At 68.1% G+C, this 13,289-nt stretch carries 10 protein-coding genes; 5 read left to right on the top strand and 5 right to left on the bottom strand.

The features are described 5' to 3' along the window. Positions 1-62 precede the first annotated feature (62 nt). Complete coding sequence (gene cheR / locus J2T47_RS04920; protein WP_138212790.1) at positions 63-884, top strand: protein-glutamate O-methyltransferase CheR; 822 nt, start codon at positions 63-65, stop codon at positions 882-884. A 247-nt stretch (positions 885-1,131) separates the two neighbouring features. On the opposite strand, the gene J2T47_RS04915 is transcribed toward cheR, so the two are convergent. Further along, entirely contained in the window at positions 1,132-1,500 is a 369-nt protein-coding gene (locus J2T47_RS04915; protein ID WP_253442995.1) for a hypothetical protein, read from the bottom strand. Positions 1,501-1,612: 112 nt separating this feature from the next. Between J2T47_RS04915 and J2T47_RS04910 the strand changes: the two genes are divergently transcribed. Continuing rightward, positions 1,613-5,929 (top strand): DEAD/DEAH box helicase, encoded by a 4,317-nt coding sequence (locus tag J2T47_RS04910; protein WP_253442994.1) that lies wholly within the window; start codon positions 1,613-1,615, stop codon positions 5,927-5,929. A gap of 57 nt (positions 5,930-5,986) precedes the next feature. After that, entirely contained in the window at positions 5,987-7,507 is a 1,521-nt protein-coding gene (locus J2T47_RS04905) for a glycosyltransferase family 39 protein (RefSeq protein ID WP_253442993.1), read from the top strand. A gap of 12 nt (positions 7,508-7,519) precedes the next feature. Here the strand turns inward: J2T47_RS04905 and J2T47_RS04900 are convergent, their stop codons facing one another. Beyond that, positions 7,520-7,837, bottom strand: coding sequence for an Mpo1-like protein (locus J2T47_RS04900; RefSeq protein ID WP_045210136.1), 318 nt, complete (start codon positions 7,835-7,837; stop codon positions 7,520-7,522). A 148-nt stretch (positions 7,838-7,985) separates the two neighbouring features. Between J2T47_RS04900 and J2T47_RS04895 the strand changes: the two genes are divergently transcribed. After that, positions 7,986-8,984 (top strand): AraC family transcriptional regulator, encoded by a 999-nt coding sequence (locus tag J2T47_RS04895; RefSeq protein WP_253442991.1) that lies wholly within the window; start codon positions 7,986-7,988, stop codon positions 8,982-8,984. A 134-nt stretch (positions 8,985-9,118) separates the two neighbouring features. Here J2T47_RS04895 and J2T47_RS04890 read toward each other — a convergent pair whose 3' ends face one another. Next, positions 9,119-10,573 carry a TrkH family potassium uptake protein gene (locus tag J2T47_RS04890; RefSeq protein ID WP_253442989.1) on the bottom strand — a complete coding sequence of 485 codons (1,455 nt, stop codon included), beginning with the start codon at positions 10,571-10,573 and terminating at the stop codon, positions 9,119-9,121. 274 nt (positions 10,574-10,847) lie between these two features. Here J2T47_RS04890 and J2T47_RS04885 point away from each other — a divergent pair, with 274 nt between their 5' ends. Next, positions 10,848-11,408, top strand: coding sequence for a nitroreductase family protein (locus J2T47_RS04885; RefSeq protein WP_017517219.1), 561 nt, complete (start codon positions 10,848-10,850; stop codon positions 11,406-11,408). Here the strand turns inward: J2T47_RS04885 and J2T47_RS04880 are convergent. Further along, complete coding sequence (locus J2T47_RS04880) at positions 11,389-11,883, bottom strand: hypothetical protein (RefSeq protein WP_253442987.1); 495 nt, start codon at positions 11,881-11,883, stop codon at positions 11,389-11,391. The genes J2T47_RS04885 and J2T47_RS04880 overlap by 20 nt on opposite strands. Positions 11,884-11,909: 26 nt before the next feature. Beyond that, positions 11,910-13,247, bottom strand: coding sequence for a sensor histidine kinase (locus tag J2T47_RS04875; protein WP_253442985.1), 1,338 nt, complete (start codon positions 13,245-13,247; stop codon positions 11,910-11,912). Positions 13,248-13,289 lie beyond the last annotated feature (42 nt).

Below are 13,289 nucleotides of genomic sequence, written 5' to 3'. Positions count from 1 at the left end.
GCACCGGTCAGGCAGTTGCCGGCGCAGCGCCGGCAGCCGTCCACGAGCAAAGAGGCTTATCTGTGACATCCACCAATTCTGAATTCGAGCTGTTCCGGGATTTCCTGGAGAAGACCTGCGGCATCCTCCTGGGCGCCAACAAGCAGTACCTGGTCTCCAGCCGCTTGAACAAGTTGATGGAGCAGCAGGGCATCAAGTCCCTGGGCGAACTGGTACAGAAAATCCAGATGCGCAGCCAGCTGCGCGAGCAGGTGGTCGATGCCATGACTACCAACGAGACCCTGTGGTTTCGCGATACCTACCCCTTCGAGGTACTGAAGAACCGCGTGCTGCCGGAGATGATCAAGGCCTCGCCCGGCCAGCGCCTGCGCATCTGGTCGGCGGCCTGTTCCTCGGGGCAGGAACCCTATTCGCTGTCGATGAGCATCGACGAGTTCGAGCGTACCAACCTCGGCCAGCTGAAGGCGGGGGTGCAGATCGTCGCCACCGACCTGTCCGGCTCCATGCTCACCGCCTGCAAGGCCGGCGAGTATGACAGCCTGGCCATCGGCCGCGGCCTGTCGCAGGAGCGCCTGGCGCGCTACTTCGACCAGAAGACCCCGGGGCGCTGGACGGTGAAGCCGCCGATCAAGAGCCGCGTGGAGTTCCGCGCGCTGAACCTGCTGGACAGCTACGCGACGCTGGGCAAGTTCGACATGGTGTTCTGCCGCAACGTGCTGATCTATTTCTCGGCCGAGGTGAAGCGCGACATCCTCCTGCGCATCCATGCCACCCTCAAGCCCGGCGGCTACCTGTTCCTCGGCGCCTCCGAAGCGCTCAACGCGCTGCCGGACCACTACCAGATGGTCCAGTGCAGCCCGGGGATCATCTACAAGGCCAAGTGACCGGCCGCTGCCCTGCCTGTTCGGGCGGGGTTCTTGCTGCTGCATTCACCTGATCGCGGACTTTGTCCGCGATCTGCATTTCTGCGTGCGTCGAAGATCGCGGCGGAGCGCGGCCGCAGGATGGGTATCGCTGCGCTCCACGCCATCCGGCTTGTGCGTTTGCCGGGGAGGGCGATCAGGTGGCAATGGCCCTCCCTGTAGGAGCGGGCCATGCCCGCGAGCCGTCGGCAGGGCCGACGCCAGCCGATCACCAGGTCTTCGGCCGATAGCCCTTCACGCAGGCCCGCACCTCATCGTCGATCACGTTGCCCGGCTTGATGCAGTCGGACAGCCTGCGCGGGCTGTCGCTATAGGGCGACGCCACCGGGGCGGCCTGCAGCCCGGCAGGCGACATGCCCAGGCGACCTTGCAGCACCACCCAGCGCTCCTGCAGCCAGGCGTGGCTGGCTGGATTGCGCCACACGGAGGTACCGGCAGCGAGTATCAGCAAGGGGATGAGGAACCACAGCAGTGGCTTCAGCAGCATCCGCCAGTTGCGCTTCGGGTCTTCGGGCGGCTTCTGCTTGTTCTGCCGCCTGACCTGCTCCCAGTAATAGTCGCGATCACGGTCGCTCATCGGTGTTGTTCCGCCGGGTCGATGGCTGCAAGGGTAACGGCTGGCGCGGTCGTCGGCGAGGCGCGATCAGTGGTCCTTGTGACGGGCTTCGCGCACCACCATATTGGTTTGCATGAGCGCTCCCAGAACCTCTTCCCGCGCCAAGCGAGCCGATGTGCTGTCCAGCTTCCACCCGGCGGTGGCCGGCTGGTTCCGGGCGCACTTTGCCGCACCGACGCAGGCGCAGGTCGAAGCGTGGCCGGCGATCCAGGCGGGCGAGTCGACCCTGGTGGCAGCGCCCACCGGTTCGGGCAAGACGCTCACGGCCTTCCTATCGGCCATCGATGCGCTGGTCCGCGAGGGGCTGGCGAACGGCGGCGCGCTGCCGGACCGCACCACGGTGGTCTACGTCTCACCGCTCAAGGCGCTGTCCAACGACATCCGCACCAACCTCGAGGAGCCCCTGGCCGGCATCGGCGCGGCGCTGGTGGAAATGGGCCTGCCGGAGGTGGATATCCGCACCGCGGTGCGCACCGGCGACACCACCTCCCGCGAGCGTGAGGCCATGCGCCGGCAGGTGCCGCACATCCTCGTCACCACACCCGAGTCGCTCTACGTGCTGCTCGGCTCGGATTCCGGCCGCGCCATGCTGGCCGGCGCGCGCAGCGTGATAGTCGACGAAATCCATGCGCTGGCCGCGAGCAAGCGCGGCAGCCACCTGGCGCTGTCGCTGGAACGCCTGCAGGCGTTGTGCGAAGCGCCGCTGGTGCGCATCGGCCTGTCTGCCACGCAGAAGCCCATCGAGGCGGTGGCGGGCTTCCTGGTCGGCCGGCACCCGGCCTGCCGCATCGTCGACATCGGCTACAGCCGCGAGCGCGACCTGAACCTGGAAGTGCCGGCGGCGCCGCTGGAAGCGGTGATGTCCCACGATGTCTGGGACAAGGTCTACGACCGCCTCGCCGAGCTGGCCGGCGAGCACCGCACCACGCTGGTATTCGTCAACACCCGGCGGCTGTCCGAGCGCATCACCCGGCACCTGGCCGAGCGTATCGGCGCCGGCTGGGTGGCGGCGCACCACGGCAGCCTGTCCAAGGAACTGCGCCTGGGCGCCGAGCAGCGGCTCAAGGCCGGGCAGCTGAAGGTGCTGGTGGCGACCGCTTCGCTGGAACTGGGCATCGACATCGGCGACGTCGAACTGGTCTGCCAGATCGGCTCGCCACGCTCCATAGCCGCCTTCCTGCAGCGCGTCGGCCGCTCCGGCCACAGCGTCGGCGGCACGCCCAAGGGACGGTTGTTCCCGACCTCGCGGGACGACCTGATCGAATGCGTGGCACTGCTCGACAGCGTGCGGCAGAACGAACTGGACGCCCTGAGCATTCCCCTCGCGCCGCTGGACGTGCTGGCCCAGCAGATAGTTGCCGAAGTGGCCTGCCGGGAATGGCGCGAAGACGCGCTGTTCGAGCTGTTCACCGCCGCGCAACCTTACGCCGGGCTCAGCCGTGAGCAGTTCGACGCGATGCTGCGCACCCTCGCCGAGGGCTACACCAGCCGCAACGGCCAGCGTGGCGCGTACCTGCACCGCGATGCCGTGCACCAGCGCCTGCGTGGGCGACGTGGCGCCAGACTCACTGCCGTGACCTCCGGCGGCACCATTCCCGATACCGGCGACTACGCCGTGTTGCTGGAACCGCAAGGCCTCAGCGTCGGCACGGTGAACGAGGACTTCGCGGTGGAGAGCCTGGCCGGCGATGTGTTCCAGCTGGGCAATATTTCCTACCGCATCCTGCGTGTGGAGCCGGGCCGCGTGCGCGTCGAGGACGCCCAGGGCCAGCCGCCGAACATTCCCTTCTGGCTCGGCGAAGCGCCGGGGCGTACCGACGAGTTGTCCACCAGCGTCGCGCGCCTGCGCGGCCAGCTCGACGAATTGCTCGCCCAGGGCGAGCACGATCCCGAGCCACTGACGCGGGCCATCGATTGGCTGCGCGGACTGCTTGGCCTGAACGACGCGGCGGCGCGGCAACTGGTGGAATACCTGGCCCGCGCGCGCCACGCCCTCGGCGCGCTGCCGACGCAGAAGACGCTGATCCTCGAACGCTTCTTCGATGAATCCGGCGGCATGCAGCTGGTCATCCATTCGCCCTGCGGCAGCCGCATCAACCGCGCCTGGGGACTGGCGCTGCGCAAGCGTTTCTGCCGCACCTTCAATTTCGAACTGCAGGCTGCGGCCACGGAAGACGCGATCATCCTCTCGCTGTCCACCAGCCACAGCTTCCCGCTGGAGGAGGTGTGGCGCTACCTGCATTCCAACAGCGGCGAACAGGTGCTGATCCAGGCGCTGCTCGACGCGCCGCTGTTCGGCGTGCGCTGGCGCTGGAACGCCACCACCGCACTGGCCCTGCCGCGCTACAGCGGCGGGCGGAAAGTCGCCCCGCAGCTGCAGCGCATGCGCAGCGAAGACCTGCTGGCCTCGGTGTTCCCCGATCAGGTCGCCTGCCTGGAGAACATCGTCGGCGAGCGCGAGATTCCCGATCACCCGCTGGTGGCGCAGACCCTCGACGACTGCCTGCACGAGGCGATGGACTGCGAGGGCTGGCTCGACCTGCTGCGGCGCATGGAAAGTGGCGAGGTCACCCTGCTGGCGCGCGACCTGCCGGCGCCCTCGCCGTTGGCGGCGGAGGTGCTGTCCGCCAGCCCGTATTCCTTCCTCGACGACGCGCCGCTGGAAGAGCGCCGCACCCAGGCCGTGCAGCGTCGCCGCTGGACCGATCCGGAAAGCGCCGATGACCTTGGTGCGCTGGATGCTGAAGCCGTCGACGCGGTGCGCGCCGAGGCCTGGCCGGAAGCCCGCGACGCCGACGAGATGCACGAGGCGCTGAGCGGTCTGGGCGGCATCCGCGATAGCGAAGCGCAGGCCAACGAGGGCTGGCCCTTCCTGCTCAAGTCGCTGTCCAGGGCGGGTAGGGCGACGCGCGTGGAGTTGCCGTCGGGCGCCGTCTGGGTGGCGGCGGAACGGCTCAGCCAGTGGCTCGCGCTGCACCCGCAGGTGGTGATGAAGCCTTCGCTCGATCTGCCTGCGGCGCTGCGTGAACCCCGCGCGGCGGACCAAGCTCAGGTCGAACTGGTGCGGGCGCGCCTGACCGGTTTCGGCCCGCGCCTGCTGGGTGAGCTGGCACAGGACCTGGGCATTTCTGCCGGCGACGCCGGTTTCGCGCTGGCCAGCCTGGAGCGCGAGGGCTACGTGTTGCGCGGCCGCTTTACGCCGGGGGCTGGCGAGGAGGAGTGGTGCGAGCGCCACCTGCTGGCGCGTATCCACCGCTATACGGTCAAGCGCCTGCGCCGGGAGATCGAACCGGTGGCGCGGGCGGATTTCATGCGCTTCCTGTTCGACTGGCAGCGCGTCTCTGCGGGAACGCGGGTGCGCGGTGCCGAGTCCCTGGCGGGAGTGCTCAGTCAGCTGGAAGGCTTCCAGGCCGCCGCCAGCGCCTGGGAGAGCGACCTCCTGCCCAGCCGGGTGGCCGATTACGGCATCAACTGGCTGGATGACCTGTGTCGCGCTGGCCGCATCGTCTGGGCGCGTTTGCCCGGCCGAGCCGCTGCGAAAGGTCGCGGCGGCCCGCTGAAGAGCACGCCCATCGTACTGCTGCCGCGCGCGCAGTTGGCGCAGTGGAGCGCGCTGAGTTCGGGGCAGGCGGATGCCGAGCTGACCGCCAAGGCCGGCAAGGTGCTGGAGGTGCTCAAGGCGCACGGCGCGTCCTTCTTCGAAGAGCTGGCGAGCGACAGCCATCTGCTGCGCACCGAGCTGGAAGTGGTGCTGGGTGAGCTGGTGGCGGCCGGGCGGGTGAACGCCGACAGCTTCGCCGGCTTGCGCGCGCTGCTGATGCCGGCAGCACGACGGCACCCTCAGCGTCGCTCGCGCACGCCGCTGTTCGGTATGGCCGATGCCGGACGCTGGGCGCTGCTGCGCCGCGCCACGCAGGAACCAGAAGTGCGCTTGCCGGCGGAGGTGCTCGAACATGTCGCCATGACCCTGCTGCGCCGCTACGGCGTGGTCTGCTGGCGCCTGCTGGATCGCGAGGCCGACTGGCTGCCGCCCTGGCGGGACCTGCTGCGGGTCTACCACCGCCTGGAGGCGCGGGGGGAAATCCGGGGTGGGCGCTTCGTCGCCGGGTTGACCGGCGAGCAGTTCGCCCTGCCTGAAGCCGTGGGCCTGCTGCGCGAAGTGCGCCGGCGCGAGGCGAATGGCGAGTGGGTGGTGGTGTCGGCGGTCGACCCGCTGAATCTTGCCGGGACGCTGCTGCCGGGACGCAAGGTGCCGGCGGTGAGCGGCAACCGTGTGCTTTACCGCGATGGCGTGCCGGTGGGCGCGATGATCGCCAGCGAGGTGGAGCTGTTTGCGGAGCTGGCGCCCGAAGACCAGGCGCGCGCGCGGGAACTGCTGATCCGCCGGTAAGCCGAACGCGGCTGACGTACACTCAGCGGCACGGACGTTTCTCCCTGCGAGGCTGTGATGTCTTCCCGCGAGTCCCCGAGTCTGCCTGCCCTGTTGCGCCAGTGGTGGTTCCTGCCGCTGCTGGTCCTCGCGCTGTGCCTGCGCCTGTATGAGCTGACCGGCTCGGCCCTCTGGGGCGACGAAAGCTCCAGCCTGTTCCTCGCTCGCTATTCGCCGCTGCAACTCTGGCAGCACGCCGCCCGCGACGTGCATCCGCCGCTGTACTTCTACCTGCTGCACCTGTGGACCGGGCTGCTGGGCGAGGGCGTGCTGCCGCTGCGCCTGTTCAGTGCCCTGTTCGGCACGCTGGCGGTGTTCCTCGGCGGCTGGCTCGCCTGGCGTCTTGCCAGTCGCCGTGCTGCCCTGCTTGCCGTGCTGCTGCTGGCGCTGCTGCCCACGGCGGTGCGCTACAGCCAGGAAGTGCGAATGTACTCGCTGCTCGGTTGCTGGCTGCTGGCGGCGACCCTGGCCCTGCTCTACTGGCTGGAGGAGGGCAGGCGCCGCCATCTGCTGGCCTACGTGTTGCTGATGACAGCGGCTTTTTACACCCACTACTTCAGCCTGTTCGGCCTGCTGGTGCACTGGGCCTGGCTGGCCTCGCTGCCGGAAACTCCGCTACGCCGCCGCGACTGGTGGCTGGCGAACCTGGCCATCGCCGTGCTGTTCCTGCCCTGGTTGCCCGGCCTGCTGGACCTGGTTCGCCACATGGCGGTGCTGGTCGCCGGCGGCGATGTGGGCTGGGAGCCGCCGGTGGATGGCCGTTCCGTTCCGTCGATGCTCTGGCAGTGGCTGGCGCAGTCCGATGGCAACGAGCTGGCGTGGCCCCTGCTGGTGGGTGTGCCGCTGCTGGTGGTGGGGGCGATGTTGCTGGTGCTGCATCACGATCGCAGCCGCCAGCGCGCCGGCATGCTGCTCTCGCTGTATGTCGGCCTGCCGTTGCTGGGGCTGTATGGCGTGTCCTTCGTGTCACCGGTATTCGTCGAGCGCTACCTGACGGCCTTCGCGTTGAGCCTGCCGTTACTGTTCGCACTGGCGCTGGACCGCTTGCTGGAGGTGCGGCGCACGCTGGGTGCGCTGACGCTGGCGACGCTGCTCGGCTTGCAGGGCCTGGGGCTGGCGCGCGCCTACGAGACGGATCAGGGCGAGCAGTTCGATGGCATGGTTGCCTACGTCAATGCCCATTACCGCGCCGGCGACCGGGTGGTGGTGGACGATATCCTCTGGTACCTGGCGTTCCGCTACTACAACCGCACCGGCGTTGAGCCGCTGCTCTATACCGCGCCGGCGGACGACGGATCTTCCGGGCGGCCGGGCGAGTATGGCTTCGGTTCCTTGATCGACGATCGCCAGCACAGCTTCGTCGATCGCCTGGCCGACCTGCCGCGGGACGATGGCCGCGTCTGGCTGGTGATGAGTCGCTACAACGACGAGGAGATCCCCGATGTGCCCGCCAGCTGGCGACGTATCGCCCAGCATGCCGGTGGGGAAGTGCAGGCGCTGCTGTTCGAGCGCGCGGCACTGCGTAACGCCGCGCGCTGACCGCTCAATGGCTCAGAAACGGATGCGCCCGGTGAAGGCGTCCTTGAGCATTACCCAGTCGCCCATCAGCGACCACAGCGGGTACTTGAAGGTGGCCGGGCGGTTCTTCTCGAACACGAAGTGACCGACCCAGGCGAAGCCGTAGCCGGCCAGCGGCATGGCCAGCAGCCACAGCCAGTGCCCGCTGACGATGGCGTAGGCGAGGATCGACAGCACCAGCAGGCTGCCCACGTAGTGCAGGCGGCGGCACACGGCGTTGCTGTGCTCCTGCAGGTAGTATGGGTAGAACTCGGCGAAGCTCTGGAATCGATCGGCGGTCTGGGTGCTCATGACGCACCTCCTGTTGTTGTGATGGCGCCAGTGTAGGCTGGTGCTGTCAGACTTGCGGATGACATAGGGGGCCAGTTTAGTATCCCCCTGTGCCGCCGGCTTATCCGGCCGTTCGGCGCGGATCACCACCATAACTAGAAGAAATTGCATGCCTGAGCGTACGACCCTGTCGAGCTGGGTGCGGGGGATCGTCCAGTCGCTGGAGCTGGAAGGCCTCGACTGCCGCGCGCTGTTCACTGAACTGCAGCTGGATTTCGCTGCCCTCGACGACCCCGATGCGCGCTTCCCGCAGGACGCCATGAGCCGTCTGTGGAACCGCGCCGTGGAGCTTTCCGGAAATCCGGCCATCGGCCTGAATATCGCCCGTGTGCATACCCCGGCGTTTCCCGTGGTCGGCTATGCGCTGATGTCCAGTCGCAACCTGGGCGAGGGCTTCGAGCGCCTGGAGCGTTACCAGCGGATCATCGCCGAAGGCGCCGACCTGACCTTCCGCCGCCAGCCCGAGGGCTGCCTGTACCGGATCGTGGTCCATGGCGACCGGCTGCCGGTGCCGCGGCAGAGCGCGGAGTGCTCGCTGGCCAGCCTGATTGCCATGCTGCGCTGGATCACCGGGCGGGCGATCAGACCGCTGGAAGTCCGGCTGGCCGGCGAAGCGCCGCAGCACATCGAACCCTATCGCGAGCTGTTCCAGGCGCCGCTGAGCTTCGGCCATGCCGACTGCGCGATGCTGTTCTCCCACGAGGACATGAGTGCGCCGCTGCCCACTGCCAACGAAGAGCTGGCGCGCCTGCACGACCGTTTCGCCGGGGAATACCTGGCGCGCTTCGTCAGCAGCCGCTTCAGCCATCAGACGCGCCAGGTGCTTTGCCGCCTGCTGCCCCAGGGCGAGCCCAAGCGCGAAAGCGTGGCGCAGGCGCTCAACCTGTCCGAGCGCACCCTGCAGCGCCGATTGCAGGAAGAGGGCAGCAGCTACCAGCAGCTGCTCGACGACACCCGTCGCGAACTGGCTCAGCAGTACCTCGCCACGCCGCGCATGACGCTGTTGGAGATTGCCTACCTGCTGGGGTTCTCGGAGCCGAGCAACTTCTTTCGCGCGTTCCGCCGCTGGTTCGGCAAGACGCCGGGGGAATACCGCGAGGACTTGTGAGTTGTTGTAGGAGCGAGCTTGCTCGCGAACTGCCGGACGCCGGAGCAGCCGGGAAACCCTTCGCGAGCAGGCTCGCTCCTACAAGGGCTGCACCCTGTGCCGGCGTGCTCATCTTGCCAATCGCGGTAGGGCGATCAATGCCGCCAGAACGCCGGGGTGAACAGCACCAGCACGGTGATGATCTCCAGGCGTCCGAGCAACATGCCGCCGCAGAGCAGCCACTTGGCCGCGTCCGGCAGCGAGGCGAAATTGCCCGACGGGCCGATGATCGGACCCATGCCCGGACCGACGCCGGCTACGGTGCTGGCCGCGCCGGTGAGCGAGGTCATCCAGTCCAGGCCGAGGAACGACAGGCCCAGCGCCAGGCCGCCGACGGTGGCGCCGAAGAAGAACGAGAAGGTCAGGATCGAACGTACGATCTCCTCGTCCAGACGGTGGCCGTTGTAGTTCTGGCGGATCACCGCGCGCGGGTGGATCAGCTGGTAGAGGCTGGCACGCAGCAGGGTGTAGGCCACCTGGAAACGGAAGATCTTGATGCCGCCGGCGGTGGAGCCGGAGCAGCCGCCGATGAAGCCCAGGTAGAAGAACAGCATGATCGAGAAGTGCCCCCACAGGCCGTAGTCGCCCAGGGCGAAGCCAGTGGTGGTCATCACCGAGGTCACGTTCACCGCGACGATGCGGAAGGCGTCGAGCCAGGGGAGGCCCGAATTCACCGAATACCAGGTACCCATCACCAGCCAGGTGAACACCAGCAGGCCGAGGAACCCGTGGACCTGGTGGTCGCGGATCAGCGCCTTGCGGTTGCCGCGCAGGGTCGCGACGTAGAGCACGAAGGGAATGCTGCCCAGGATCATCACCATCACCGCGACCCAGTGCACCGCCGGCTGGTGCCACTTGGCCAGGGACTGGTCGGAGGTGGAGAAGCCACCGGTGGAGATCGCCGACATGGCGTGGTTGAGCGAGTCGAACAGGCCCATGCCGGCCCACCAGAAGGCCAGGGTGCCGGCGATGGTGATGGCCACGTAGACCCCGACTATGTACTTGGCGACCATGTGCGAGCGCGGCATGACCTTGTCGGAGCGGTCCGAGGACTCGGTCTGGAACAGGCGCATGCCGCCGATGCGCAGCATCGGCAGGATCGCCACCGCCATCGCGATGAAGCCGATGCCGCCCAGCCAGTGCAGCAGCGAGCGCCAGATGAGGATGCCCGGGGACATCTTGTCCAGCCCGGACAGAATGGTCGAACCCGTGGCGGTGATCCCCGACATGCTCTCGAAGATCGCGTCGGTGAAGCTGATGTGCCGGGCGAACATGAAGGGCAGGGAGGAGAAGAAGCAGACGATCACCCAGCTCGACACGGTGAGCATGTACATGTCCCGCGGGCGCAGGTGGACGTGCTCCGGGCGGCCGGGGATGACCATGCCCAGGCCGCAGGTGAAGGTGATGATCGCCGACCAGATGAAGGGGTGCAGTTCGTTGGCGCGACCGTAGTAGAGCAGGGTGGCCATGGGGACCAGCATGGCGACCGCCAGCGTGATCACGAAGATGCCGATGATGAATCCGAGGGTGCGTAGTGTCGGCAGGGCCATGCGCTGAGGTCTAAAGCAAGAAGGAATCGGCCATTTTACCTGTAGGTCGTTGCCTGTAAACCAAGCGGCTATCCGGCTTCACCCGTGCAGCGGTGGGTCGGCGCCTGCCTTCATTTGTCCGCTTTCACATCGCCAACCTTCACCCGGTGCACGCCACTGAAGGCCCGTCAGGGGTGTTGCAGGTGGGAGTGGCGCGCCTTGCGTGCATGCGCTGGGCCAATGCGAACCCTTTGCGTCTACAATGGCGGCTTTCGAGTTTGACTGGAGGCAGCCCATGGAGGCTCTCGACGCGTTGCTCAACCGTGTGTCCCACGCCCGCCTGAGCGAGCCGGCACCGTCCGCCGAGCAACTGGACCGCCTGTTCCGCAGCGCGCTGCGCGCCCCGGACCACGGGCAACTGCGCCCCTGGCGTTTCCTCACCGTGGAAGGCGAGGCGCGCAAGGAGCTGGGTGAGCTGTTCGCCCGCGCGGTGGCGGCCAATGAGCCGGACGGCAAGCCCGAGGCGCTGGACAAGGCGCGTGCCATGCCGCTGCGCGCTCCGCTGCTGGTGGTGGCCGTGGCACGCCTGCAGGATCACCCCAAGGTGCCGGAGATCGAGCAGTGGCTGGCGGCAGGTTGTGCCGCCCACGGCATCATCCAGGCGGCCTACGTCGAAGGATTGGGGGCGATGTGGCGCACTGGCGCCATGGCGTTCGATCCGCTGGTGCGCGAGGGTCTGGGCCTGGCCGAGAATGAACGTATCGTCGGCTTCATCTACCTCGGCACGCCGGTCGGCGAGCTGCGCCGCCCGGCGCCGCTGGACCCGGCCGGGTTCGTCAGCGCCTGGCGGGGCTGAGCGGCATTTCCAGGCGGACCTTCCAGGTGCCGCCATGATTGTTCAATCGGGGGGCGTGCCAGATCAGCTGGCCGCCCTGCCAGTTAGCCAGACGCCGCGCCGGCGGCAGGGCTGCTGGCAGCCAGGCCCTCGCCTGCGGGTCATGGCCTTGCAAGTCCAGGCGCAACTCACCGTGCGCTGAACCGAGCGACAGCTCCAGCGCCGCGTACGGCTGGTGCTTCAGCGCCGCTTCGAGCAAGGCGTCCAGCGCATCACCCAGCGCATCCGGCCAGCTTTCCAGCGGCCAGGTGCCGCTCTGCGGCAGGCTCAGGTGCAAGCCGGGCCAGCGCTTGCGCCACTGCGCGGCGAGGCGCGCCAGCTCCACCGCCAGCACCAGGTACTGCGGATCGTCGTAGGGCTCGCTGCGCAGCAGGGCTGCCGGCGACAGTGGCCGTTGCAGGGCGGGGATCGGGGTAGCGAAGGCGGGTAGGCTCATGATTGCTCTCCGAAAATGCGCTCGGTTCAGGCGATCCGGTGGCGCAGCGGCAGGTCGATGCTGGCCACGAAACCGCCATCGGGATGGTTGGCCAGGCGCAGTCGTCCGTGATGGCGCTCGATGGCGCGACGGGCGATGGCCAGGCCCAGGCCATGGCCGGGGCTGCTCTGGTTGGGAGCGCGGAAGAAGGGTTCGCCCAGTTGCGCCAGGTGTTCTTCGCTGGCGCCGGGGCCGTGGTCGCGCACGTCGATGTGCAGACGCTCGTCCTCGACCTGCGCCTGTATTTCCAGCGGCCGGTCTGCCGGGTTGAAACGCAGGGCGTTGCGCAGCAGGTTGTCGAGGGCGCGTTCGAGCATGTCCGGCCAGCCGTCGATGGCCAGTTGCGGGGCAATGTCGAGCTGGATGTTCTGCTCCGGGTAGAGCAGGTGTGCGTCGTTGCGCAGGCGTTCGAACAGCGGCAGCAGGTCGATGCGACTGGTCGGACCGGGCTCGGCGTCGAGGCGGGCCAGGGCGAGGATTTCGCCGATCAGCGCTTCCAGGCGGTCGCACTCCTGCTCCAGGCGCGGCCACATGGCGGCGCGCTGCTCGGGGCCAGCGCGCTCGGCCAGGGCCAGGGCGATGCGCAGACGCGCCAGTGGTGAACGCAGCTCATGGGAAACATCGCGCAGCAGCTGGCGCTGGCTGCCGATCAGCCCCTGCAGGCGGGCACCCATGCGGTTGAAGTCGCGGGCCAGCACGCCCAGTTCGTCACCGCGGCGGGCGAGGCGGGCGAGGCTGTCCTGTTGATAACTGGTCTGGCCGAGGTCATGCACGGCGCGGCGCAGGCGGTTCAGCGGGCGGGTGATGGACAGTGTCAGCAGCAGGCTGAATACGGTCAGTACCACCAGGGCGATGCCCAGCGCGCTGAGCGGCCAGAGCAGGCTGCTGCGGTGCCAGGCCTGCAGCGTCGGGTGCGGAATGCGGTAGATGAACAGGTAGGTCTGGTCGGTGCGGCTGCTGGTGTATTCCTGGCTGAGCTGGCGCCAGGGGAAGCGCGGCAGGTCCTGGCGGTCGAAATTGCTGTCGCGCGGGCGTGGCGGGCGCGGCAGGTAAGTGCCGTTGACCAGGCGCTGGCCGGTCTCGTCGAGCACCTGCACCGAGAGTTCGTATTGCTGCCGGCGGCTTTCCAGCAGCTGTTGCGCAGCGGCGGGGCCCTGGGTCTCGTAGAGCAGGGTCCATTGCTTGGCGATGTCGTGCAGGCCGGGATAGCGGGCGATCACCCAGGTGTCCTGGTTCAGGGCGCGGCCCAGCAGGATCGACAGTCCGGCCACCAGCAGCAGGGCGAGCCAGAAGGCGGCGAGGATCCGCCAAAAGAGTGAACGCATGGTCTTCCTGTTCAGCCGCATGGTCTATCCGTTGTCAGGGCC

It is taken from the genome of Pseudomonas nitroreducens (assembly GCF_024170165.1).
Lineage (GTDB): Bacteria > Pseudomonadota > Gammaproteobacteria > Pseudomonadales > Pseudomonadaceae > Pseudomonas > Pseudomonas nitroreducens_C.
Note: the sequence above shows the minus strand (reverse complement) of the source record. Positions and strands in the feature narration are given on the sequence as shown.

Bases quoted from the DNA above. Each gene is read 5' to 3' on its own strand.
- J2T47_RS04915 (WP_253442995.1), bottom strand. From the start codon at position 1,500: ATGAGCGACCGTGATCGCGACTATTACTGGGAGCAGGTCAGGCGGCAG.
- J2T47_RS04910 (WP_253442994.1), top strand. From the start codon at position 1,613: ATGAGCGCTCCCAGAACCTCTTCCCGCGCCAAGCGAGCCGATGTGCTG.
- J2T47_RS04905 (WP_253442993.1), top strand. From the start codon at position 5,987: ATGTCTTCCCGCGAGTCCCCGAGTCTGCCTGCCCTGTTGCGCCAGTGG.
- J2T47_RS04900 (WP_045210136.1), bottom strand. From the start codon at position 7,837: ATGAGCACCCAGACCGCCGATCGATTCCAGAGCTTCGCCGAGTTCTAC.
- J2T47_RS04895 (WP_253442991.1), top strand. From the start codon at position 7,986: ATGCCTGAGCGTACGACCCTGTCGAGCTGGGTGCGGGGGATCGTCCAG.
- J2T47_RS04890 (WP_253442989.1), bottom strand. From the start codon at position 10,573: ATGGCCCTGCCGACACTACGCACCCTCGGATTCATCATCGGCATCTTC.
- J2T47_RS04885 (WP_017517219.1), top strand. From the start codon at position 10,848: ATGGAGGCTCTCGACGCGTTGCTCAACCGTGTGTCCCACGCCCGCCTG.
- J2T47_RS04880 (WP_253442987.1), bottom strand. From the start codon at position 11,883: ATGAGCCTACCCGCCTTCGCTACCCCGATCCCCGCCCTGCAACGGCCA.
- J2T47_RS04875 (WP_253442985.1), bottom strand. From the start codon at position 13,247: ATGCGTTCACTCTTTTGGCGGATCCTCGCCGCCTTCTGGCTCGCCCTG.